Source organism: Pseudomonas sp. Colony2 (genome assembly GCF_019382755.1).
GTDB lineage: Bacteria > Pseudomonadota > Gammaproteobacteria > Pseudomonadales > Pseudomonadaceae > Aquipseudomonas.
On the sequence record NZ_CP080030.1, the window covers coordinates 5830728 to 5853667 of the forward strand.

At 59.4% G+C, this 22940-nt stretch carries 20 protein-coding genes and 1 pseudogene; 13 read left to right on the plus strand and 8 right to left on the minus strand.

The genetic code is table 11. The features are described 5' to 3' along the window. Positions 1-2564 (plus strand): DNA mismatch repair protein MutS (mutS, locus tag JV201_RS23565; protein ID WP_257903261.1); only part of this gene is annotated, 2564 nt, incomplete at its 5' end. 142 nt (positions 2565-2706) lie between these two features. Beyond that, a complete protein-coding gene (gene fdxA / locus JV201_RS23570; RefSeq protein WP_003208688.1) occupies positions 2707-3030 on the plus strand; it encodes a ferredoxin FdxA in 324 nt (107 codons plus the stop codon). A 496-nt stretch (positions 3031-3526) separates the two neighbouring features. Here fdxA and apbC read toward each other — a convergent pair whose 3' ends face one another. Further along, positions 3527-4621 carry an iron-sulfur cluster carrier protein ApbC gene (gene apbC, locus JV201_RS23575; protein ID WP_177055192.1) on the minus strand — a complete coding sequence of 365 codons (1095 nt, stop codon included), beginning with the start codon at positions 4619-4621 and terminating at the stop codon, positions 3527-3529. Positions 4622-4793: 172 nt separating this feature from the next. On the opposite strand from apbC, the gene metG reads away from it, so the two are divergent. The 4 genes and pseudogenes from metG to JV201_RS23595 all read left to right on the plus strand — a co-directional run bounded on the left by metG (position 4794) and on the right by JV201_RS23595 (position 8870). After that, on the plus strand, positions 4794-6845 hold the full coding sequence (gene metG / locus JV201_RS23580) for a methionine--tRNA ligase (RefSeq protein ID WP_219406103.1): 2052 nt from the start codon (positions 4794-4796) through the stop codon (positions 6843-6845). 121 nt (positions 6846-6966) lie between these two features. After that, positions 6967-7788: pseudogene (gene rsxB, locus JV201_RS23585) on the plus strand (electron transport complex subunit RsxB); the annotation flags it as partial. A gap of 150 nt (positions 7789-7938) precedes the next feature. Beyond that, positions 7939-8577, plus strand: coding sequence for an endonuclease III (gene nth, locus JV201_RS23590; protein WP_010170146.1), 639 nt, complete (start codon positions 7939-7941; stop codon positions 8575-8577). A 107-nt stretch (positions 8578-8684) separates the two neighbouring features. Beyond that, complete coding sequence (locus tag JV201_RS23595) at positions 8685-8870, plus strand: PA3496 family putative envelope integrity protein (RefSeq protein WP_003208696.1); 186 nt, start codon at positions 8685-8687, stop codon at positions 8868-8870. Positions 8871-8941: 71 nt separating this feature from the next. Here the strand turns inward: JV201_RS23595 and JV201_RS23600 are convergent, their stop codons facing one another. The 3 genes from JV201_RS23600 to JV201_RS23610 all read right to left on the minus strand — a co-directional run bounded on the left by JV201_RS23600 (position 8942) and on the right by JV201_RS23610 (position 12487). Beyond that, complete coding sequence (locus JV201_RS23600; RefSeq protein WP_003208698.1) at positions 8942-9574, minus strand: response regulator transcription factor; 633 nt, start codon at positions 9572-9574, stop codon at positions 8942-8944. 657 nt (positions 9575-10231) lie between these two features. After that, positions 10232-11449 carry an argininosuccinate synthase gene (locus JV201_RS23605; protein WP_003208700.1) on the minus strand — a complete coding sequence of 406 codons (1218 nt, stop codon included), beginning with the start codon at positions 11447-11449 and terminating at the stop codon, positions 10232-10234. Positions 11450-11614: 165 nt separating this feature from the next. After that, a complete protein-coding gene (locus JV201_RS23610) occupies positions 11615-12487 on the minus strand; it encodes an OmpA family protein (RefSeq protein ID WP_219406104.1) in 873 nt (290 codons plus the stop codon). 156 nt (positions 12488-12643) lie between these two features. Between JV201_RS23610 and pyrC the strand changes: the two genes are divergently transcribed. Both pyrC and rnt read left to right on the plus strand, forming a co-directional pair. After that, entirely contained in the window at positions 12644-13690 is a 1047-nt protein-coding gene (gene pyrC / locus JV201_RS23615; RefSeq protein WP_003208703.1) for a dihydroorotase, read from the plus strand. After that, complete coding sequence (rnt, locus tag JV201_RS23620) at positions 13687-14364, plus strand: ribonuclease T (protein ID WP_003208704.1); 678 nt, start codon at positions 13687-13689, stop codon at positions 14362-14364. The genes pyrC and rnt overlap by 4 nt, the downstream gene beginning before the upstream one ends. A 64-nt stretch (positions 14365-14428) precedes the next feature. On the opposite strand, the gene JV201_RS23625 is transcribed toward rnt, so the two are convergent. Next, the gene (locus tag JV201_RS23625; protein ID WP_003172097.1) at positions 14429-15031 is read right to left on the minus strand and encodes a peroxiredoxin; all 603 of its coding nucleotides are present in this window, start codon (positions 15029-15031) and stop codon (positions 14429-14431) included. Positions 15032-15268: 237 nt separating this feature from the next. Between JV201_RS23625 and JV201_RS23630 the strand changes: the two genes are divergently transcribed. Together JV201_RS23630 and bfr are read left to right on the plus strand one after the other, a co-directional pair. Next, positions 15269-15487, plus strand: a complete 219-nt coding sequence (locus JV201_RS23630; protein WP_003208706.1) for a bacterioferritin-associated ferredoxin — start codon at positions 15269-15271, stop codon at positions 15485-15487. 200 nt (positions 15488-15687) lie between these two features. Beyond that, a complete protein-coding gene (gene bfr, locus JV201_RS23635) occupies positions 15688-16158 on the plus strand; it encodes a bacterioferritin (RefSeq protein ID WP_008433502.1) in 471 nt (156 codons plus the stop codon). 78 nt (positions 16159-16236) lie between these two features. Here bfr and grxD read toward each other — a convergent pair whose 3' ends face one another. Together grxD and JV201_RS23645 are read right to left on the minus strand one after the other, a co-directional pair. Then, positions 16237-16575, minus strand: a complete 339-nt coding sequence (gene grxD, locus JV201_RS23640; protein WP_003208710.1) for a Grx4 family monothiol glutaredoxin — start codon at positions 16573-16575, stop codon at positions 16237-16239. A 99-nt stretch (positions 16576-16674) separates the two neighbouring features. Then, positions 16675-18771, minus strand: coding sequence for a molybdopterin oxidoreductase family protein (locus JV201_RS23645; protein ID WP_008433498.1), 2097 nt, complete (start codon positions 18769-18771; stop codon positions 16675-16677). A 445-nt stretch (positions 18772-19216) separates the two neighbouring features. On the opposite strand from JV201_RS23645, the gene argF reads away from it, so the two are divergent. Continuing rightward, positions 19217-20137 carry an ornithine carbamoyltransferase gene (argF, locus tag JV201_RS23650; RefSeq protein ID WP_003208712.1) on the plus strand — a complete coding sequence of 307 codons (921 nt, stop codon included), beginning with the start codon at positions 19217-19219 and terminating at the stop codon, positions 20135-20137. Continuing rightward, a complete protein-coding gene (locus JV201_RS23655) occupies positions 20134-21243 on the plus strand; it encodes an ABC transporter ATP-binding protein (protein ID WP_008433494.1) in 1110 nt (369 codons plus the stop codon). The genes argF and JV201_RS23655 overlap by 4 nt, the downstream gene beginning before the upstream one ends. A 10-nt stretch (positions 21244-21253) precedes the next feature. Here JV201_RS23655 and ybaK read toward each other — a convergent pair whose 3' ends face one another. Further along, complete coding sequence (gene ybaK / locus JV201_RS23660) at positions 21254-21724, minus strand: Cys-tRNA(Pro) deacylase (RefSeq protein WP_003208718.1); 471 nt, start codon at positions 21722-21724, stop codon at positions 21254-21256. Positions 21725-22084: 360 nt separating this feature from the next. On the opposite strand from ybaK, the gene JV201_RS23665 reads away from it, so the two are divergent. Then, a complete protein-coding gene (locus JV201_RS23665; protein ID WP_008433490.1) occupies positions 22085-22939 on the plus strand; it encodes an MIP/aquaporin family protein in 855 nt (284 codons plus the stop codon). Position 22940 lies beyond the last annotated feature (1 nt).

The window sequence follows — 22940 nt, forward strand, 5'->3', positions numbered from 1 at the left end:
CCCACACCCCGATGATGCAGCAGTACTGGCGCCTGAAAAACCAGCACCCTGATCAGTTGATGTTCTACCGCATGGGCGATTTCTACGAGATCTTCTATGAAGACGCGAAGAAGGCGGCCAAGTTGCTGGACATCACCCTGACCGCGCGCGGGCAGTCGGCCGGGCAGTCAATTCCGATGTGCGGGATTCCATATCATTCGTTGGAAGGTTACCTGGTCAAGCTGGTGAAGCTGGGCGAGTCGGTGGTGATCTGTGAGCAGATCGGCGACCCGGCCACCAGCAAGGGCCCGGTGGAACGCCAGGTGGTGCGCATCATCACGCCGGGTACGGTGAGTGATGAGGCGCTGCTGGATGAGCGTCGCGACAACCTGATCGCGGCAGTACTGGGGGACGAACGCCTGTTCGGCCTGGCAGTCCTGGATATCACCAGTGGCAACTTCACGGTGCTGGAGATCAAGGGCTGGGAGAATCTGCTGGCGGAGCTTGAGCGCGTCAATCCGGTGGAGTTGATGATCCCGGACGACTGGCCAAAGGACCTGCCGGCGGAACGTCGCCGTGGGACCAAGCGTCGTGCGCCGTGGGATTTCGAGCGTGATTCGGCGCTGAAAAGCCTGTGCCAGCAATTCTCCGTGCAAGACCTCAAGGGCTTCGGTTGCGAAACCCTGACCCTGGCCATCGGCGCCGCCGGTTGCCTGCTCAGCTATGCCAAGGAAACCCAGCGCACTGCCCTGCCGCATTTGCGCAGCCTGCGTCATGAACGCCTGGACGACACCGTGGTGCTGGATGGCGCCAGCCGTCGCAACCTGGAACTGGACACCAACCTGGCCGGCGGGCGCGACAACACCCTGCAATCGGTGGTCGACCGTTGCCAGACCGCCATGGGCAGCCGCTTGCTCACCCGCTGGTTGAACCGCCCGCTGCGGGATTTGACCGTGCTGCAAGCCCGCCAGACCTCTATTACCTGCCTGCTCGACCGCTACCGCTTTGAAAAGCTGCAACCGCAGCTCAAGGAAATCGGCGATATCGAGCGGATTCTGGCGCGGATCGGCCTGCGTAATGCGCGGCCCCGCGACCTGGCACGCCTGCGCGATGCCCTCGGCGCCCTGCCGCAACTGCAAGCGGCGATGACCGAACTGGAAGCACCGCACCTGCAGCAGCTGGCAGTCACCACCGGCACCTACCCGGAGCTGGCGGCGCTGCTGGAAAAAGCCATCATCGACAACCCGCCCGCGATCATCCGTGACGGTGGCGTGTTGAAGACCGGTTACGACACCGAGCTGGATGAGCTGCAATCCCTGAGCGAGAACGCCGGGCAGTTCCTGATTGACCTGGAAGCCCGTGAAAAAGCCCGCACCGGCCTGGCCAACCTGAAAGTCGGCTACAACCGCGTGCACGGCTACTTTATCGAGTTGCCAAGCAAGCAGGCCGAGCAGGCGCCGATCGATTACCAGCGCCGCCAGACCCTCAAGGGTGCCGAGCGCTTTATCACTCCGGAGCTTAAAGAATTCGAAGACAAGGCGCTGTCGGCCAAAAGCCGCGCCCTGGCCCGGGAGAAAATGCTCTACGAAGCCTTGCTCGAAAGCCTGATCGACAAGCTGGCGCCGTTGCAGGACACCGCCGCCGCCCTGGCCCAGCTGGATGTACTGAGCAACCTGGCCGAGCGTGCCCTGAACCTTGACCTGAACTGCCCGCGCTTTGTCAGCGAGCCGTGCATGCGCATCGTGCAAGGTCGCCACCCGGTGGTTGAGCAGGTGTTGACCACGCCGTTCGTCGCCAACGACCTGTCGCTGGACGACGACACCCGCATGCTGGTGATCACCGGTCCGAACATGGGCGGTAAATCCACCTACATGCGTCAGACCGCGTTGATCGTGCTGCTGGCGCATATCGGCAGCTTCGTGCCGGCGGCAAGCTGCGAATTGTCACTGGTGGACCGCATCTTCACCCGGATCGGTTCCAGCGATGACCTGGCCGGCGGCCGTTCGACCTTTATGGTGGAAATGAGCGAAACCGCCAACATCCTGCACAACGCCACCGAACGCAGCCTGGTGCTGATGGACGAAGTGGGCCGCGGCACCAGCACCTTCGACGGGCTGTCCCTGGCGTGGGCGGCGGCCGAGCGTTTGGCGCACCTGCGGGCATATACGCTGTTCGCGACGCACTACTTCGAACTGACCGTGCTGCCGGAAAACGAGCCGTTGGTAGCCAACGTGCACCTCAATGCCACCGAGCACAACGAGCGCATCGTGTTCCTGCACCACGTGCTGCCCGGCCCGGCAAGCCAGAGTTACGGCCTGGCCGTGGCGCAACTGGCGGGGGTGCCGGCCGAGGTGATTACCCGTGCTCGCGAGCACCTGAGCCGCCTGGAAGAAACAGCGCTGCCCCATGAGATTCCCGTGGCCAGCCCGGCCAAGGCCAGCAACAAACCCAGCGCGCCGCACCAGAGCGACATGTTCGCCAGCCTGCCTCATCCGGTACTGGATGAGTTGGCTAAGCTTGACCTGGATGACGTGACGCCGCGAAAAGCGCTCGAAATGTTATATGCACTGAAGACTCGGATATAACGCAGACGCTTGCAAGCTGGTAGACTCTCGCGCGGTTTGGGATGCTGCGGGCTTTTAGCCTGGCCTGCAGACTATCGCTCCCGAACCTCGCGAGCCCTGCCACAAAGGGTTTCGCTGCCGCCGCCTGAGGAGAAAATTAGAAATGACCTTCGTCGTCACCGACAACTGCATCAAGTGCAAGTACACCGACTGCGTAGAAGTGTGTCCGGTGGACTGCTTCTACGAAGGCCCGAATTTCCTGGTCATCCACCCGGACGAGTGCATTGACTGCGCCCTGTGTGAACCAGAATGCCCGGCCGTCGCTATTTTCTCCGAGGACGAAGTCCCGGCAGAGATGCAGGAATTTATTCAGTTGAACGTTGAGCTGGCGGAAATCTGGCCGAATATCACTGAGCGCAAAGACCCGATGCCGGATGCGGCAGAGTGGGATGGCAAAAAAGGCAAGATTGCCGACCTCGAACGCTGATAGCGTCGATGCCCTCCAAAAGGCCCCTTGCGGGCCTTTTTGCATTTCTGCGGGGCGGGTTTCACTTTTCTACAGGCAAAAAAAAGGGGCGGTATGACCCGCCCACATTTTTTCCCTAGTCCCTGTGTTCCTTTTCATCGTCCTGATGAATCGCATCCTGCGAGGTTCCCTGAATCATCGTTCCTTGATGACTGTGTCAATCCGTGGACACAGGGCTGATCTTAGAGAGTTCACGGGGAAGTTCAACGGGATCCAACCCGCCGGGTTTTCGATTCACGCGCTCAAACGCGAATAAATAATCTTTATATTTCAATAAGATAGAAATATAGGCAATCAATTCAAGACGCCCCCGCCGATGAAAAAACCCAAACGCTTACGAAAAAGTAAGTGAATGCTTACACCAGCAATTACGTAAAAGAGTAAAAAACGCCTCGTTGGTGTTCACCAGGCAAGAAAAAGCCCCGACAAGGTCGAGGCTTTTTTCCCATCCGGTGGATCAGTCGTCGCTGACAGTAATCGTCGGCATTGCCTGGGCCTCTGCTTCCTGCAGGACGATTCGCGCGCCTACGTGGCGCGCCAGCTCCTGGTAGACCATGGCAATCTGGCCATCGGGCTCGGCAACCACCGTCGGCTTGCCGCCATCAGCCTGCTCTCGAATCCCCATGGACAGCGGCAACGACGCCAGCAGTTCAACGCCGTACTGGGTCGCGAGCTTCTCGCCGCCGCCTTCACCGAACAGATGCTCGGCGTGGCCGCAGTTGGAGCAGATGTGCACCGCCATGTTTTCCACGACGCCCAGCACCGGGATGTTGACCTTGCGGAACATCTCCACACCCTTGCGGGCATCCAGCAGCGCGAGGTCCTGCGGTGTGGTGACGATCACCGCGCCGGCCACCGGCACTTTCTGCGCCAGGGTCAGCTGGATATCGCCGGTGCCGGGCGGCATATCGATCACCAGGTAGTCCAGGTTGCCCCAGTCGGTCTGCGTGACCAGTTGCAGCAACGCACCGGATACCATCGGGCCGCGCCAGACCATCGGTGTGTTGTCGTCGGTCAGGAACGCCATGGACATGACTTCCACGCCATGGGACTCGATCGGCACGAACCATTTCTGGTCCTTGATCTTCGGCCGGGTGCCTTCCGGGATGCCAAACATCACGCCCTGGCTCGGGCCATAGATGTCGGCGTCGAGAATCCCGACCCGCGCGCCTTCCCGGGCCAGGGCCAGGGCCAGGTTGGCGGCGGTGGTGGATTTGCCCACGCCGCCCTTGCCGGAAGCCACGGCCACCACGTTCTTGACGTTGGCCAGGCCCGGAACCTGCGCCTGGGCCTTGTGCGGGGCGATCACGCACTGGATGTCGACCCTGGCCGAGCTGACGCCGTCCAGGCCTTCGATGGCCATTTGCAGCATCTGCGCCCAGCCGCTCTTGAACAGGCCTGCGGCGTAGCCCAGCTCAAGCTGGACCGAAACCTTGTCACCCTGCACGTCGATGGCGCGTACGCACCCGGCGCTGACCGGGTCCTGGTTCAGGTAGGGGTCGGTGTACTGGCGAAGAACGGCTTCCACCGCTGCGCGATTGACGGCGCTCATGGGCTACTCCCGAAAAAAGACTGACTAAAACAGGCGGCTATCCTAACCGTTCCAGCGCCCCAGCGGCACGCTTTCGGCCTGCGGGAAAATCCGGAAACAGCCGCACGGGGTGAAATAAATTTCCCGGCGCTTTATAGTGGCCGACCTCCGTTTCATCAAGTAGCCGAGCCCCATGTCCGAGCCACGCAAGATCCTCGTCACCAGCGCCCTGCCCTATGCCAATGGTTCTATCCACCTTGGCCATATGCTTGAGTACATCCAGACCGATATGTGGGTGCGCTTCCAGAAGCATCGCGGCAATCAATGCATTTATGTCTGCGCGGACGACGCCCACGGTTCGGCCATCATGTTGCGCGCCGAGAAGGAAGGGATCACCCCGGAACAACTGATCGCCAACGTCCAGGCTGAACACAGCGCCGACTTTGCCGAGTTCCTGGTGGATTTCGATAACTTCCACTCGACCCACTCCGACGAAAACCGCGAGCTGTCGAGCCAGATCTACCTGCGCCTCAAGGACGCCGGGCACATTGCCACGCGTTCGATCACCCAGTATTTCGACCCGGAAAAGAAAATGTTCCTGGCCGACCGCTTCATCAAGGGCACCTGCCCGAAATGCGGCACTGAGGACCAGTACGGCGACAACTGCGAGAAATGCGGCGCCACTTACGCGCCCACCGACCTGAAGGATCCGAAGTCGGCCATCTCCGGCGCCACCCCGGTACTAAAGGATTCCCAGCACTTCTTCTTCAAGCTCCCGGATTTCCAGCAGATGCTGCAAACCTGGACCCGCAGCGGCACCCTGCAGGACGCCGTGGCGAACAAGATCGCCGAATGGCTGGACGCCGGCCTGCAACAGTGGGACATCTCCCGCGATGCGCCGTACTTCGGCTTTGAGATCCCGGGCGAGCCAGGCAAGTACTTCTACGTGTGGCTGGACGCGCCGATCGGCTACATGGCCAGCTTCAAGAACCTGTGCGACCGCACGCCGGAGCTGGACTTCGACGCGTTCTGGAACAAGGACTCCACGGCCGAGCTGTACCACTTCATCGGCAAGGACATCGTCAACTTCCACGCGCTGTTCTGGCCTGCAATGCTTGAAGGCTCGGGCTATCGCAAGCCAACCGGCATTGCCGTGCACGGTTACCTGACGGTCAATGGCCAGAAGATGTCCAAGTCCCGCGGCACCTTTATCAAGGCGCGCACCTACCTGGACCACCTGTCGCCGGAATACCTGCGCTACTACTACGCCTCCAAGCTGGGCCGTGGTGTCGACGACCTGGACCTGAACCTGGAAGACTTCGTACAGAAGGTCAACTCGGACCTGGTGGGCAAGGTCGTCAACATCGCCAGCCGTTGCGCCGGGTTTATCCACAAGGGCAACGCCGGGGTGCTGGTGGCTGAAAATGCCGCACCTGAGTTGACCGATGCGTTCCTGGCGGCGGCGCCGAGCATCGCCGATGCCTATGAAGCTCGCGACTTTGCCCGGGCCATGCGCGAAATCATGGGCCTGGCCGACCGCGCCAACGCCTGGATCGCCGACAAGGCGCCGTGGTCGCTGAACAAGCAGGAAGGCAAGCAGGCTGAAGTCCAGGCGATCTGCGCCACAGGCGTCAACCTGTTCCGTCAGTTGGTGATCTTCCTCAAGCCGGTATTGCCAATGCTGGCAGCCGACGCCGAGGCGTTCCTCAATGTGCCGCCGCTGACCTGGAATGACCACGCGACACTGCTCGGCAACCATCAGTTGAATGAGTTCAAGCCGCTGATGACCCGTATCGACCCGGTAAAAGTGCAGGCCATGACCGACGCATCGAAAGAAGACCTCGAGGCCAGCAAGACCGATACCGGCGACGCTGCACCTGCGGGCAATGGCGAACTGGCGAAAGATCCGTTGTCGCCGGAAATCGACTTCGACGCCTTTGCTGCGGTGGACTTGCGGGTGGCCCTGATCCTCAAGGCCGAAGCCGTGGAAGGCGCCGACAAGCTGCTGCGCCTGACCCTGGACATCGGTGATGAACAACGCAACGTGTTCTCGGGGATCAAGAGCGCCTATCCGGACCCATCCAAGCTCGATGGTCGCCTGACCATGATGATCGCCAACCTCAAGCCGCGGAAAATGAAGTTCGGTATCTCTGAAGGCATGGTGATGGCGGCCGGCCCTGGCGGTGAAGAGATCTACCTGTTGAGCCCGGACAGCGGCGCCAAGCCGGGTCAGCGCATCAAGTAACAATGGCTAACTGCCTCATGGTCTCGGCCATGGGGCGGTTTCAGCTAGTACCCCCTCCTCGCTTGCCGGATAATCGGATTCTGTTTGCTGTCGGCCCGTTGTTGGCTGTGGCTTTTCCGGGTTCCAACGCAATGATCAAACCATGAGCCTGATTCAACGTATCGACGCCCTGCTGCCGCAAACCCAGTGTGGCAAATGTGGGCATCCTGGCTGCAAGCCCTACGCAGAAGGCATTGCCCAAGGCGAGGCGATCAACAAGTGCCCTCCGGGCGGCCAGGAAACCATCGCAGGCCTGGCGCAGCTGTTGAAGCTCCCGGTGCTGGAGTTGGACACATCTCGAGGGGAAGCGCCCGCACAGATCGCGTTTATCCGTGAAGCGGAGTGCATCGGCTGTACCAAATGCATCCAGGCCTGCCCGGTGGACGCTATCGTCGGTGCTGCCAAATTGATGCACACGGTGATTGTCGACGAGTGCACGGGTTGCGACCTGTGTGTAGCACCCTGCCCGGTTGATTGCATCGAAATGCGTCCGTTGAGCACCGTGGTACCGATTGTCGGCGGGCTGGCCTCCAATGATCATGAACGTGAGGCACGCAGCCTCAAGCGCGACCGGGCCCGGCGACGGTTTGAACAGCGCAACGCGCGGCTGCAACGCGAAGAGGAACAGAAACTTGCCGAACGCCAGGCACGCTCCAAGCGCGCCGCCCCGGTAGCTGCGGCCACGGTCAACCCGGTCCAGGCGGCCATTGAGCGGGTTCGTGCACAAAAAGCCGCGGCCATGGACGCCGCCTTGAAGAAGGCCAAGATCAACCTGGCCATGAGCCGCGCCCAATTGCACAAATCCCTGAAAGCTTTCGGCCACCCGCCGACCTTTGAACAGCAGTCGCAGTTGATCATTCTGCAACAGCACTTCGAAACGGCAGAGCAGGCGCTTGCAGCACTGGTGGTGGCTGATGCCCGCACCTGAACCCCTTGAGCACCGGCCCCACGTGATGAAGCGTGTACTGCCGGTGCACGCCGCGTTTATCCTGCTCGGGTTATTGGGCCCGTTTTTCGTAACCACACTGACTGTCCGCAAGGAACCGCTCGCCCCATGAACGCCGCAAAACGCCTGGAAATTTTCCGCCGGCTTCACGAAGACAACCCGGAACCGAAAACCGAACTGGCCTACTCCTCGCCGTTCGAGTTGCTGATCGCCGTGATTCTCTCGGCCCAGTCCACAGACGTCGGCGTCAACAAGGCCACCGCCAAATTGTATCCGGTGGCGAACACCCCGGAGGCGATCTACGCGCTGGGGGTTGAGGGGTTGTCCGAATACATCAAGACCATCGGCCTGTACAACAGCAAGGCGAAGAATGTCATCGAGACATGCCGGCTACTGGTGGAACTGCACGGCAGCGAAGTACCGCAAACGCGCGAAGCCCTGGAAGCCCTTCCGGGTGTTGGCCGAAAAACCGCCAATGTGGTGCTCAATACGGCATTTCGCCAATTGACCATGGCGGTGGACACGCACATCTTTCGGGTCAGCAACCGAACCGGTATTGCCCGCGGAAAAAATGTGGTGGAGGTGGAAAAACAGCTGATGAAGTTCGTGCCCAAGCCGTACCTGCTGGACTCGCATCACTGGCTGATCCTTCACGGACGCTATGTCTGCCAAGCCCGCAAGCCGCGCTGTGGCAGCTGCCGCATCGAAGACCTGTGCGAATACAAGGAAAAGACTTCCGACGATTGAGCCATCATTGCTTTTATCGATGAGTCGATTGAAAAAATCTTTTTTACCAGGCCCGAGATTATCGTTATAAGGAGCGCCAACGGCAGTCTTAGCCTGGAGTTAACCTTATGAGCACTGGCAAAGAACAACTGGATGTAGAAGACGACGTTGTTGGCGCTGAATCCGACGATGATGCAGCAGAAGCACCGGTAGAGGTGGCCAAGACCAATTTGAGCAAACGCCGCACCATCGACAACCTTCTGGAAGAGCGGCGCTTGCAAAAACAGTTGGCCGATTACGACTTCGATCTCTAATCGATCCAACGATAAACAGAAGCCTCCCTTGCGGAGGCTTTTTTCTGACTGGATGTAAATGTGAGGCCGGCCTACACCAGGCCGTTTCGCTGGGCCAGCTCGATCAAGTCCACCAGCGAGCGGGCGTTGAGCTTGAGCAGCAAGCGGGTCTTGTAGGTGCTCACAGTCTTGTTGCTCAGGAACATGCCATCGGCGATCTCCTTGTTGGTCTTGCCGCGGGCCAACTGCTGCAACACCATCATCTCCCGGCCGGACAGGCGCTCGACCATGTCCGCTTCGCTGGCGTTACCCATTGTGGAGCGCACCGAGTTCAACGCCTGGTTGGGGAAGTAGCTGTACCCGCACAGCACCGCCTTGACCGCGCTCAACAGCTCGGTGAGATCCTGTTGCTTGCACACGTAGCCGGCAGCACCCGCCTGCATACACCGCATCGAGAAATGCCCGGGCGCCTGGGACGTCAGCACCAGCACCTTGAAGGGATGTGCCTGTTTGGTTGATGACAGCCGGCATATAACTTCCAGGCCATCGAGTTTGGGAATTCCAATATCCAGTATGACAATGTCCGGCATATGCTCGCGCGCAAGTTGCAAGGCATCGACACCGTTATCGGTCTCGGCAACGACCTCATAACTATGACGTTCCATTAGCATACGCACAGCAAGACGAATGACGGGATGATCATCCACGATCAGCACTTTATTCATGGGCAAGTCCAATTTCGCTGTTCGAATTATTAAGAGTAAGCACAATAGCCTAGTCGTTTCTCGCTTGGCATAGCGCTCCCCCCCAAGCAACAGCAAGCAGAGACCTAACCCACAAAGACATAGGATTTAACCTACAAAAAAACGCCAGATCGGAGCTATCCAGTTTTGTTGGGGCTTTCAGAACTTTCCGAGCACAAACATATTTTGAGTGAAAATTCCCAGGATTACGCGGGCCCGGGTAAACGCGCCGTACACAAGTTTCAGGAAATGCCCCTTGTGCGCTGTCAGAAGACCTGTGAACCCGGAGGGAAATCGGGTTTTTAAAAGTTCCATTCGACATAATTACTAACGCTCCATAAATCCTACAGGCATGTCAGCATCTGACATATTCGCGGTACATTTCTGAGTGAATTTTCTGTAGTACATAGTTCCTGCCTACAAGAAAAAATCTCACTTTCAACAATGCATCACTTATCGAGCGAAATTAATAAACATTGCCCCCGTAAAAATATAAACACTCCAGATCATCTCCTGGAGTACCTGAACTTTTTCGAAGCGAACAATAAACACAGGCGCGCGCCCGATGATTCCGGATGTATTTTCAACCAAAAAAAAATGGCCCCTTGAGGGGCCATTTTTCATTGCAACTTACAACACTCAGAACAACTTGCGACCTTTGTTGGCCGCAATGCGCATGCGCAACGCGTTCAGCTTGATGAAGCCTGCCGCGTCTGCCTGGTTGTAGGCGCCGCCATCTTCTTCAAAAGTGGCGATGTTGGCGTCGAACAACGACTCATCGGACTTGCGACCGGTCACGATCACGTTGCCCTTGTACAGCTTCAGGCGCACAACGCCGTTCACGTGGACCTGGGAAGCGTCGATCATCTGTTGCAGCATCAGACGCTCCGGGCTCCACCAGTAGCCGGTGTAGATCAGGCTGGCGTACTTGGGCATCAACTCGTCTTTGAGGTGAGCCACTTCACGGTCCAGGGTGATGGACTCAATGGCGCGGTGAGCGCGCAGCATGATGGTGCCGCCCGGGGTTTCGTAGCAACCACGGGACTTCATGCCCACGTAACGGTTCTCGACGATGTCGAGGCGGCCGATACCGTGTTCGCCACCGATACGGTTCAAGGTCGCCAGTACGGTGGCCGGGGTCATTTCGACGCCGTCCAGCGCGACGATGTCGCCGTTGCGGTAGGTCAGTTCCAGGTACTGGGCCTTGTCAGGAGCGTTCTCCGGGGAGACGGTCCATTTCCACATGTCTTCTTCGTGCTCGGTCCAGGTGTCTTCCAGCACGCCGCCTTCATAGGAGATGTGCAGCAAGTTGGCGTCCATCGAGTACGGGGACTTCTTCTTGCCGTGACGCTCGATCGGGATCGCGTGCTTTTCAGCGTAGTCCATCAGCTTTTCACGGGACAACAGGTCCCATTCACGCCACGGAGCAATCACTTTTACGCCTGGCTTCAAGGCGTAGGCGCCCAGTTCGAAACGCACCTGGTCGTTGCCCTTGCCGGTGGCGCCATGGGAAATGGCGTCGGCGCCGGTTTCGTTGGCGATTTCGATCAGGCGCTTGGCGATCAGCGGACGTGCGATGGAAGTACCCAGCAGGTACTCGCCTTCGTAGACAGTGTTGGCGCGAAACATCGGGAAAACGAAATCGCGGACGAACTCTTCGCGCAGGTCGTCAATGTAGATCTCTTTCACGCCCATGGCTTGCGCCTTGGCACGTGCAGGTTCGACCTCTTCGCCCTGACCCAGGTCAGCGGTGAAGGTCACCACTTCACAGTTATAAGTATCCTGCAGCCACTTGAGGATCACCGAAGTGTCCAGGCCGCCGGAATACGCGAGAACGACCTTGTTTACGTCGGCCATGCCATCACTCCACGGGGTTGTACGGAAAGGCGTCGATTCTACCGACCAAAACCGTGAAATTACAGAGGCGCGACAGCAAATGAAGATAAAGCGACAGATTATGTCGAGCGGGCGACGAAACGCCGCACCTTATGAGGTGGCGCCGGCGTTGCCTGGCGCCTTGGCCTAGGGCGCCGGTTTCTCGGGGGCTGCCACCCGTTCGAGCTGAATATTCACCCGGCGGTTTTTCGCCCGGTTGGCCGCGTTGGTGTTCGGCGCCAGCGGATAGCTTTCGCCATGAAAGCGCAGGGTAATCTGAGATTCCTGGATGCCATTGGCCTTGAAGTAGTCCATTACCGCCAATGCACGACGCCGCGAAACGTCGCGATTGGTCAGGCGATTGCCGCTGTTGTCGGAGTGGCCATTCAACTCGACGTGGTTAACCGTCGGGTCGGCTTTCATGAATTCGAGAATCACCGAGAGCTTTTTCCTGGCCGCCGCGTCCAGTTCGATGCCGCCACCCGGGAAGCCCACCTCGGTCTGTTTGACCTGCTCGAAATTCATCGGCAGCAGCTTGGTGGTGCAGAGTTGATAGTCGTTGTAGGCCTTGCTGAATTTCGCCGGCAGCAGGCGGATCTCTGAGTAACCGCCGTCGCGGCTGTAGTGGCGCACCGTCGGGCTACGCCCTTCGAGCAGGCCGGTAAACAAACGCCCGGCCTGGGCCTGGGAGCTGTTGAACAGCACATCGCCACTGCCGACACGCACCGCCCCCAGGTTGATATCGCCACGCCCCGGCTGCCACGGCGCAGCCGCCGCCAATAGGGTTGCGGAACCGGCACCCAACGAGCCGTTAAAGGCTTTCAGGCGAAACGTCGCCTGCTCGCCGGCCCGGCGCACGAACTCGCCCGAGCCGAAATCGGTGATCGGCTGGGTCAAGCGGCACTCGAATTTATCGCCCTCCACTTTCCACTCAATATTCTCCAGACGTGTCTGGAACGTGAGGGCCATCGCGGGCAGGCTGGCGAACACACTGAGCAGGGCTAGATAATGCTGGCGCACGGGAGGCTCCACTGGTTTCTACAACACATCAAGGCGTCATACATCGTTAAGGCATACCCAGGGATATCGGTCGCATCCTGCAAAACTTGATAGCGAGTGCCTGCAAGAGTCTTTTCCGGTAGCATTCCCACCAGATTGACCCGCCTGGAATCCCCAATGTCCGACCGCCTGACCCTGCTGCGTCCCGACGACTGGCATATTCATCTTCGCGATGGTGCTGCGTTGCCCCAAACCGTGGCCGATGTAGCGCGCACGTTTGGCCGCGCCATCATCATGCCTAACCTGGTACCTCCGGTGCGTAACGCCGCGGAAGCCGACGCCTATCGCCAGCGCATTCTCGCTGCACGACCGGCCGGCAGCCGCTTCGAACCGTTGATGGTGCTGTACCTGACCGACCGCACCCAGCCCGAAGAAATCCGCCAGGCCAAGGCCAGTGGTTTCGTGCACGCCGCCAAGCTGTACCCGGCCGGCGCGACCACCAACTCCGATTCCGGCGTCACCAGTATCGACAAGATCCTGCCGGCCATCGAAGCCATGGCCGAAGTGGGCATGCCGTTGCTGATCCACGGTGAAGTCACCCGTGGCGATGTCGATGTGTTCGATCGTGAAAAGATCTTCATCGACGAGCACATGCGCCGAGTTGTCGAGCTGTTCCCGACCCTCAAGGTGGTGTTCGAGCACATCACCACCGCCGATGCCGTGCAGTTCGTCACCGAGGCTTCGGCCAACGTCGGCGCGACCATCACCGCGCATCACCTGCTGTACAACCGCAACCACATGCTGGTGGGCGGGATTCGGCCGCACTTCTATTGCCTGCCGATTCTCAAGCGCAACACGCACCAGGTAGCGCTGCTCGATGCCGCCACCAGTGGCAGCGAGAAATTTTTCCTCGGTACCGACTCTGCACCTCACGCCCAACACGCCAAGGAAGCCGCGTGTGGTTGTGCCGGGTGTTACACCGCCTATGCGGCGATCGAGTTGTATGCCGAAGCGTTCGAACAACGCAACGCCCTGGACAAGCTTGAAGGGTTCGCCAGCCTCAACGGCCCGCGTTTCTATGGCCTGCCGGCGAATACCGACCGCATTACCCTGGTCCGTGAAGACTGGACCGCCCCCACCAGCCTGCCGTTTGGCGAGCTGACCGTTATCCCGCTGCGCGCCGGTGAAACACTGCGCTGGCGCCTGCTGGAGGAACACCCGTGAGTGAAGACCATTACGACGACGACCAGGAACACGGCGGCGGTGGTGGCGGTTCCCGTCACCCGATGGCCGAGCGTTTCCGTGGCTACCTGCCGGTTGTCATCGACGTAGAAACCGGCGGCTTCAATTGCGCCACTGACGCGCTGCTGGAAATCGCCGCCACGACCATCGGCATGGATGAACAGGGTTTCGTGTTCCCGGAACACACCCACTTCTTCCGCGTCGAGCCGTTCGAAGGCGCCAACATCGAAGCGGCGGCCCTGGAATTCACCGGGATCAAGCTTGATCACCCACTGCGCATGGCCGTCAGTGAAGAAGCGGCGCTGACCGACATCTTCCGTGGCGTACGCAAGGCCCTGAAGGCCAATGGCTGCAAACGCGCGATCCTGGTGGGCCACAACAGCAGCTTCGACCTGGGCTTCCTCAACGCCGCCGTGGCGCGCCTGGACATGAAACGCAACCCGTTTCACCCGTTCTCCAGCTTCGACACTGCGACCCTGGCCGGTTTGGCCTATGGCCAGACCGTGCTGGCGAAGGCCTGCCAGGCTGCCGGTATCGACTTCGACGGTCGTGAGGCCCACTCGGCCCGCTACGACACCGAGAAGACCGCCGAGCTGTTCTGCGGCATCGTCAACCGTTGGAAACAGATGGGCGGCTGGGAAGACTTCGGCGACTGAAGCCAAATCCCGCGCATAAAAAAACCGGCCCTCTCAGGCCGGTTTTTTTTGCTTCGAACGTGGCTTACAGCTTGCCAGCGTTCTCGGTCAGGTAAGCCGCAACGCCTTCTGGCGAAGCGTTCATGCCCTTGTCGCCTTTTTTCCAGTTGGCTGGGCAGACTTCGCCGTGCTCTTCGTGGAATTGCAGGGCGTCGACCAGACGGATCAGCTCTTCCATGTTACGGCCCAGCGGCAGGTCGTTGATGATCTGCGAGCGTACAACGCCCTTGTCGTCGATCAGGAACGCGCCACGGAATGCCACGCCGCCTTCGGACTCAACGTCGTAGGCCTTGGCGATGTCGTGCTTCATGTCGGCAGCCATGGTGTATTTGACTTTGCCGATGCCGCCATCATTGATGGCGGTGTTGCGCCAGGCGTTGTGGGTGAAATGGGAGTCGATGGAAACGGCAACCACTTCAACATTACGCGCCTTGAAATCGTCCATGCGGTGATCCAGGGCGATCAGCTCCGATGGGCAGACGAAGGTGAAGTCCAGCGGGTAGAAGAACACCAGGCCGTATTTGCCTTTGATGGCTTCAGACAGTTTGAAGCTGTCTACGATTTCGCCATTGCCGAGGACGGCGGGTACGTCGAAATCCGGGGCTTGTTTGCCGACGAGTACGCTCATTGGGTATCTCCTGATGTTGGTGACTGAAGTAAAAGGATCCGTCCCAGTGTGCCGCAGCTAAACGACAGGCCTGTGACGTGATCACGCTTCGTGAAGACCGACCATCATACCGGAAAAAAGCCGTTCGTCAGTGAAGCCGCGTGCAAACACCAAGGCTTGAGAAACTACTTTGACAATCATTCTCGTTAACATTAAGATCCGTCGCACTTAAGCCTTAAACCGCGATGGTTCTCCCTTATGTATGTCTGCCTTTGCACTGGTGTCACCGACGGACAAATCCGCGAAGCAATCTACGAAGGTTGCTGCAGCTACAAGGAAGTACGTGAAACCACCGGCGTTGCCAGCCAATGCGGCAAATGCGCCTGCCTCGCCAAGCAAGTGGTACGGGAAACCCTGACGCAGCTGCAAACTGCCCAGGCTGCGATCCCCTACTCAGCAGAATTTACACACGCTTAACAGGCATGTTTTAAAGAACCGGACTTAGTGTCCGGTTTTTTTATGCCCGTAATTCAAACAGTTAGCGTCAAGACGCGGAACACAAACATTCTTATTCCGATTAATTTTCATTTATTATTCAATAACTTAGGTTTGACAGTAGTAAATGCGCAGCTCAAACTCCGCCTTATATACAGCGAATACAGGGCAGGACCCCAATCATGAAAGGCGACATCACAGTCATCCAGCAACTCAACAAAATCCTTGCCAATGAACTGGTCGCGATCAATCAGTACTTCCTGCATGCGCGCATGTATGACGATTGGGGCCTGGAAAAGCTGGGCAAGCGTGAATACAAAGAATCCATCAAGGCCATGAAGGACGCTGACGCGCTGATCAAACGCATCCTGTTCCTTGAAGGCCTGCCGAACGTGCAGGACCTGGGCAAGCTGAACATCGGCGAGCACACCCAGGAAATGATCAACTGCGACCTGAACTTCGAGCGCAAGAGCCACACCGACCTGAAGGCCGCCATTGCTCATTGCGAATCCAAGGGCGACTTCGGCAGCCGTGAACTGCTGGAAGATATCCTTGAAGACCAGGAAGAACACATCGACTGGCTGGAAACCCAAATCGGCCTGATCGACAAAGTGACTATCGAGAATTACCTGCAATCGCAGATGGGTGAATAACCCTACAATTCCCGGCCACTAAAAAGCCCCGCTCTCTTTCGAGAAGCGGGGCTTTTTACTGCCGCGGCCTAAAACAATTCAGGCTTCGGTCTTCGCAGCTGCTTTGGCCGCTGCGTCTTTGATCAGTGCCTGCAACGAACCATCAGCCGCCATTTCGGTGATGATGTCGCTACCGCCGACCAGCTCACCGGCAACCCACAGCTGCGGGAAGGTTGGCCAGTTGGCGTACTTCGGCAGGTTGGCGCGGATTTCCGGGTTCTGCAGGATATCCACGTAGGCGAACTTCTCGCCACATTGCATGATTGCCTGGGAAGCCTTTGCGGAGAAGCCACACTGGGGAGCGTTAGGGGCGCCCTTCATGTAAAGCAGAATAGTGTTGTTGGCAATCTGCTCTTTGATCGTTTCGATGATATCCATGGAACACCTCGGCTGGAACTTTCCGACTCATGGGTCGGCACGGTGGCGCATTGTAACGCAAACCCCAGCGTGACGCTCGGACTCCCCGACAGACAATCCTTACGCCGCCGCCACCTGCACCGGCACGCCGTTCAACGCTGCGTTGCCCGACAGCTCATCCAGTTGCCGCTCATCCGTCAGGTCATTCGCGCTCGCCCCCGGCTGCCCGCTGGCGATGGTCATCTGCACGCCAGGGCGGCCGTGGCCCCAACCGTGAGGCAGGCTGACCACGCCGGGCATCATGTCGAGACTGGCCAACACTTCCACCTCGATCATGCCGATCCGCGAGCTGACCCGTACCCGCTGCCCGTCAGTCAACTGGCGATGGGCAAGGTCATCCGGATGCATCAGCAGTTGATGGCGAGGCTTGCCCTTCACCAGCCGGTGGTAGTTATGCATCCAGGAGTTGTTGCTGCGCACATGCCGGCGGCCGATCAGCAGCAACTCATTCACCTCGGGCACCGGCTGCGCGGCAAAGCGCGCCAGGTCGGCAAGGATAACCGACGGTGCAGCCTGCAGATGGCCATTGGCGGTTTTCAGGCGGCCTGCGAGGTTGGGTTTCAGCGGCCCGAGGTCCAGGCCATGAGGGTGATCGGCCAGCGCGGCAATGGACAACCTGTCGCCATAAGGCCCGGCTCGCAGCCCGAAGTCGATCATCTGCGCAGGCGGCATCGTCGGTTTGAGTGTATTACCCGTCTTCTCGGCAAACGCCCGGGCCAGGCCGACGAAGATTTCCCAGTCATGCAACGCACCCTCGGGTTTCGGTAGGATGGCGCGATTGAAACGGGTGACGTTACGCACCGCGAACATATTGAAGGTGGTGTCGTAGTGATCGTTTTCCAGGGCCGAGGTGGACGGCAGGATCAGGTCGGCATAACGCGTGGTCTCGTTGATATACAGGTCGATGCTGACCATGAACTCCAGGCCATCAAGCGCCTGTTCCAACTGCCGGCCGTTAGGCGTGGAGAGCACCGGATTGCCCGCCACCGTCACCAGCGCACGGATTTGTCCTTCACCCTCAGTGAGCATTTCTTCAGCCAGCGCCGACACCGGCAACTCGCCCCCGTACTCGGGTCGCCCGGAAACCCGGCTTTGCCAGCGATTGAAATGCCCGCCGGAAGTCGAGGCCACCAGGTCGACGGCCGGCGTAGTGCACAAGGCCCCGCCGACTCGATCCAGATTACCGGTCACCAGGTTGATCAACTGCACCAGCCAATGGCACAGCGTGCCGAACGCCTGGGTCGAAACGCCCATGCGGCCATAACACACCGCTGTGTCGGCCGCAGCGAAGTCCCGGGCCAACTGGCGGATCTGCTCGGCGGGCACCGCACATTGACGGCTCATGGCCTCGGCGGTGAATCCGGCCACGGCGTGGCGCACGTCATCCAGGCCGTCCACCGGCAGGTGACTGTCACGGGTCAGGTTCTCGGCAAACAGTGTATTGAGCAATCCGAACAACAACGCCGCATCACCGCCCGGGCGCACGAACAGATGCTGGTCGGCCATCGCCGCCGTCTCGCTGCGGCGCGGATCAACCACCACGACTTTGCCGCCGCGAGCCTGGATGGCCTTCAGGCGTTTCTCCACATCCGGCACGGTCATGATGCTGCCGTTGGACGCCAACGGGTTGCCGCCGAGGATCAGCATGAAATCGGTATGGTCGATGTCCGGGATCGGCAGCAACAGGCCGTGGCCGTACATCAGGTGGCTGGTGAGGTGGTGGGGTAACTGGTCCACCGAGGTGGCGGAAAAACGATTGCGGGTCTTCAGCTGGCCAAGGAAGTAGTTGCTGTGGGTCATCAGGCCATAGTTATGCACGCTCGGATTGCCCTGGTACACCGCCACCGCGTTCTGCCCGTGACGCGCCTGAATCGCGGCCAGGCGCTCGGCTACAAGTACAAAGGCGTCTTCCCACGGGATCGGCTGCCATTCGCTGCCCACCCGCAACATGGGCTGGTGCAGGCGGTCCGGGTCATTCTGGATGTCTTGCAGGGCCACGGCCTTGGGGCAGATATGGCCACGGCTGAACGTATCCAGGGGGTCGCCCTTGATCGAGGTGATCGCCAGGCTTGCGTCTTCGCCCTGGGTGGTCTCCAGTGTGAGGCCGCAGATGGCTTCGCACAGATGGCAGGCACGGTGGTGGAGAGTCTTGGTCATGGCCAGTCTCTTTTATTGTGGGCTAGGCACTTCGGACGAAAACTATGGCCCGCCGGGGCCAGCAGCGCCAGCAACGTTCGTCGTGTGAATCCAGGGGCATCAGGCCAGGCCATGAGGAAACATCAGGAAATGTTTCAGAAGCCTTCGGCAGCCCGCTGAAACCGACGCAGCCCGGCCTCAGCCCGCCCTCACGCATTGCAATGTGGCGCAGCGCCAGTGTACAAATGACCCGCTGCTGTCAGGAAACAGGCTTCAAAAGCGCCCTCCCCGCGTCCTTGAACTCCCCTAAAAACTGTAGCCCTATTGGTAAGACGCGACATTTAATTATAAGATCGCGCCTTCCCCTATTTCGTCGCCCCGTGCGGCTTTCGCCGCAGGTCTCGCCCGTTTTCAAAATAAACCAGGCTTTGAGTATCTGCGGTCTGTTGCAAAAAGGTAGTTAATGATGAGCGCAAGGCACTTTCTCTCCCTGATGGATTGCACGCCCGAAGAGCTGGTCAGCGTGCTCCGTCGAGGCATTGAGCTTAAAGACCTGCGTAACCGCGGCGTACTGTTCGAGCCTTTGAAAAACCGCGTGCTCGGGATGATTTTCGAGAAGTCGTCGACCCGCACCCGCGTGTCTTTCGAAGCCGGCATGATTCAGCTCGGCGGCCAGGCTATCTTCCTGTCACCTCGCGATACCCAACTGGGCCGTGGCGAGCCGATCAGCGATTGCGCGATCGTGATGTCGAGCATGCTGGATGCGGTGATGATCCGTACCTTCGCCCACAGCACCCTGACCGAATTTGCCGCCAACTCCCGAGTGCCCGTGATCAACGGCCTGTCCGATGACCTGCACCCCTGCCAGTTGCTGGCCGACATGCAAACCTTCCTCGAACAGCGCGGCTCGATCCAGGGCAAGACCGTGGCCTGGATCGGCGACGGCAACAACATGTGCAACAGCTATATAGAAGCGGCGATCCAGTTCGACTTCAAATTGCGCGTTGCCTGCCCTGAAGGCTACGAGCCGGATGCACGTTTCCTGGCCCAGGCCGGCGACCGCGTGACCATCGTCCGCGACCCGCGTGAGGCGGTCATCGGCGCACACCTGGTGAGCACCGACGTGTGGACCTCCATGGGCCAGGAAGAGGAAACCGCCAAGCGCCTCAAGCTCTTCGCCCCGTTCCAGGTCACCCGCGCCCTGCTCGACCTGGCCGCGCCGGACGTGCTGTTCATGCACTGCCTGCCCGCCCACCGTGGCGAAGAAATCAGTCTCGACCTGCTGGACGATCAACGTTCAGTAGCCTGGGCCCAGGCGGAAAACCGCCTGCACGCACAAAAAGCCCTGCTCGAGTTTCTGGTTGCGCCGGCGTACCGTCCTGCATGAGCCAGCCACTACTGCTGAACCTGCGCAATCTGGCATGCGGCTATCAAGACCAACGGGTGGTGCAGAACCTCAATCTGCACCTCAACGCCGGCGACATCGGTTGCCTGCTGGGCTCCTCGGGCTGCGGCAAGACCACCACCCTGCGAGCGATTGCCGGGTTTGAGCCGGTGCATGAAGGCGAGATCAGCCTGGCAGGCGAAGTCATTTCCAGCGCCGGTTTCACACTGGCCCCGGAGAAACGTCGGATCGGCATGGTGTTCCAGGACTACGCGCTGTTTCCACACCTCAGCGTGGCTGACAACATCGCCTTCGGCATTCGCAAGCACCCGCAAAAAGAGCGTGTGGTCGCTGAATTGCTGGAACTGGTGAACCTGAAAAACCTCGGCAAGCGCTTCCCCCACGAACTCTCGGGCGGCCAGCAGCAACGCGTCGCCCTAGCTCGCGCCCTGGCGCCGGAACCGCAATTGTTGCTGCTGGACGAACCCTTCTCCAACCTCGACGGCGAACTGCGGCGCAAACTCAGCCACGAAGTACGCGATATCCTCAAGGCGCGGGGCACCAGTGCGATTCTGGTGACCCACGACCAGGAAGAAGCCTTCGCAGTGAGTGACCATGTCGGCGTGTTCAAGGAGGGTCGCCTGGAGCAGTGGGATACGCCCTACAACCTCTATCACGAACCGCTGACACCCTTTGTCGCCAGCTTCATTGGCCAGGGTTACTTCATTCGCGGGCAGTTGAACACGCCGGAATCGGTTACCACCGAACTGGGGGAGTTGCGCGGCAATCGTGCCTACACCTGGCCAACCGGCGGCGCGGTGGATGTGTTGCTGCGCCCGGACGACATCGTTTATGCACCGGACAGCGCCTTGAAGGCGCGGATTGTCGGCAAGACGTTCCTCGGCGCGTCGACCCTGTATCGCTTGCAGCTGCCGACAGGCGCTCAGCTGGAGTCGATCTTCCCCAGCCACGCCGATCACTTGGTCGGTGCCGACGTGGGCATTCGCGTGGCAGCCGAGCACCTGGTGTTGTTCCAGGCCTCAGGCAGCACCGCAGCACAAATCCCTCAGGTTGAGTCAGGCGTTCGACGCTACAGCACCGCCTCCTGACGTCAACGCATCACGCCCGGCCAATTTCCGCGAACTTGGCCTGGGTGTGTTCGGCCAGCACTGTCGCTGCCAACTCCACCTCAAGCCCCCTTCTCCCCGCACTGATAAAAATTGTCGGAAACGACTGCGCCGTCACATCGATGAAGGTGCGCAGGCGTTTCTTCTGCCCCAGCGGGCTGATGCCGCCTAGTAAGTAACCGGTGGCCCGTTGCGCCGCTGCCGGGTCTGCCATCTCGACCTTTTTTACCCCCGCCGCCTGCGCCAACGCCTTTAAATCCAAACTTCCGACGACCGGCACAACCGCCACCAGCAGCTCGGCTTTTTCACTGCTGGCCAGCAGGGTCTTGAACACCTGCGCCGGGTCCAGGCCCAATTTTTCCGCGGCCTCCAGACCATAGGACGCTGCCTTGGGGTCATGTTCGTAACTGTGAATTCGATGTTCGGCGCGAACTTTTTTCAACAGGTCCAATGCGGGCGTCATGTGGGCTCCAGGCTTGGCAAAAAGGTGAAAAAACAGACAGCCAATTCTAGGCCAACAACAAGCAAAAGGCTCTAGTCCGAAGCCCTCTGCCACGCGCTCACGCGCACTTCCCCTGCCGCTTCCCGCGCCCACGGCACGATCATTCATCACACCAATAATTACAAAATGACCGATCGTTCACTTTCGACCTTTGACAGCCGTCATTCTTGTCTATATTTTTTCGTTTACGAATACTGTAGGAATGCACCTACGGATTCACAGCAGTAAGCCGCGAACAGGATGGGGATCCTCGCCACGGTGAAAATCGCCGATTGCCCGGTGCGGCAAAACGCCAGACAACAACAAAAACAGAGGTTTTCCATGACAACTGCTCTTCAACAGCCTTCACTTTCAAGTCAATGCATGGCCGAATTCCTGGGCACTGCGTTGCTGATCTTCTTCGGTACCGGATGTGTTGCTGCGCTCAAGGTCGCGGGTGCCAGCTTTGGGTTGTGGGAAATCAGTATCATCTGGGGGATCGGCGTCAGCATGGCGATCTACCTGAGCGCCGGCATTTCCGGGGCTCACCTGAATCCGGCGGTCAGTATCGCCCTTTGCATCTTTGCCGATTTCGACAAGCGCAAACTGCCGTTCTACATCATCGCCCAAGTCGCCGGGGCCTTCTGTTCGGCCGCGTTGGTTTACACGCTCTACAGCAACCTGTTTTTCGATTACGAACAAACCCACCACATGATTCGCGGCACCCAGGCCAGCCTGGAACTGGCGTCGGTGTTCTCCACCTACCCGCATCCGCTGCTGGGCACGGCCCAGGCGTTCCTGGTGGAAATGGTCATCACCGCGATCCTGATGGGCGTGATCATGGCCCTGACCGATGACAACAACGGCCTGCCCCGCGGCCCGTTGGCGCCGCTGCTGATTGGTTTGCTGATTGCCGTGATCGGCAGTGCCATGGGCCCGCTGACCGGCTTTGCGATGAACCCGGCCCGTGACTTCGGCCCCAAGCTGATGACCTTTTTCGCCGGTTGGGGTGAAATGGCTTTCACTGGCGGGCGCGACATTCCTTACTTCCTGATTCCGATCTTTGCGCCGATTGTCGGCGCCTGCCTCGGTGCTGCCGCCTATCGCGGGCTGATTGCCCGTCACCTGCCCAGCGCCGCACCTGCTACAACTGATGCAACCGAAGCGGCTGCCACCGCCAAAACCCGTACTTCCTGAT

What these genes read in the sequence shown, in the direction of transcription:
- fdxA (WP_003208688.1), top strand. Translation starts at nt 2,707, where the DNA reads ATGACCTTCGTCGTCACCGACAACTGCATCAAGTGCAAGTACACCGAC.
- apbC (WP_177055192.1), bottom strand. Translation starts at nt 4,621, where the DNA reads ATGAGCGCCGTCAATCGCGCAGCGGTGGAAGCCGTTCTTCGCCAGTAC.
- metG (WP_219406103.1), top strand. Translation starts at nt 4,794, where the DNA reads ATGTCCGAGCCACGCAAGATCCTCGTCACCAGCGCCCTGCCCTATGCC.
- nth (WP_010170146.1), top strand. Translation starts at nt 7,939, where the DNA reads ATGAACGCCGCAAAACGCCTGGAAATTTTCCGCCGGCTTCACGAAGAC.
- JV201_RS23595 (WP_003208696.1), top strand. Translation starts at nt 8,685, where the DNA reads ATGAGCACTGGCAAAGAACAACTGGATGTAGAAGACGACGTTGTTGGC.
- JV201_RS23600 (WP_003208698.1), bottom strand. Translation starts at nt 9,574, where the DNA reads ATGAATAAAGTGCTGATCGTGGATGATCATCCCGTCATTCGTCTTGCT.
- JV201_RS23605 (WP_003208700.1), bottom strand. Translation starts at nt 11,449, where the DNA reads ATGGCCGACGTAAACAAGGTCGTTCTCGCGTATTCCGGCGGCCTGGAC.
- pyrC (WP_003208703.1), top strand. Translation starts at nt 12,644, where the DNA reads ATGTCCGACCGCCTGACCCTGCTGCGTCCCGACGACTGGCATATTCAT.
- JV201_RS23625 (WP_003172097.1), bottom strand. Translation starts at nt 15,031, where the DNA reads ATGAGCGTACTCGTCGGCAAACAAGCCCCGGATTTCGACGTACCCGCC.
- JV201_RS23630 (WP_003208706.1), top strand. Translation starts at nt 15,269, where the DNA reads ATGTATGTCTGCCTTTGCACTGGTGTCACCGACGGACAAATCCGCGAA.
- bfr (WP_008433502.1), top strand. Translation starts at nt 15,688, where the DNA reads ATGAAAGGCGACATCACAGTCATCCAGCAACTCAACAAAATCCTTGCC.
- grxD (WP_003208710.1), bottom strand. Translation starts at nt 16,575, where the DNA reads ATGGATATCATCGAAACGATCAAAGAGCAGATTGCCAACAACACTATT.
- JV201_RS23645 (WP_008433498.1), bottom strand. Translation starts at nt 18,771, where the DNA reads ATGACCAAGACTCTCCACCACCGTGCCTGCCATCTGTGCGAAGCCATC.
- argF (WP_003208712.1), top strand. Translation starts at nt 19,217, where the DNA reads ATGAGCGCAAGGCACTTTCTCTCCCTGATGGATTGCACGCCCGAAGAG.
- JV201_RS23655 (WP_008433494.1), top strand. Translation starts at nt 20,134, where the DNA reads ATGAGCCAGCCACTACTGCTGAACCTGCGCAATCTGGCATGCGGCTAT.
- ybaK (WP_003208718.1), bottom strand. Translation starts at nt 21,724, where the DNA reads ATGACGCCCGCATTGGACCTGTTGAAAAAAGTTCGCGCCGAACATCGA.
- JV201_RS23665 (WP_008433490.1), top strand. Translation starts at nt 22,085, where the DNA reads ATGACAACTGCTCTTCAACAGCCTTCACTTTCAAGTCAATGCATGGCC.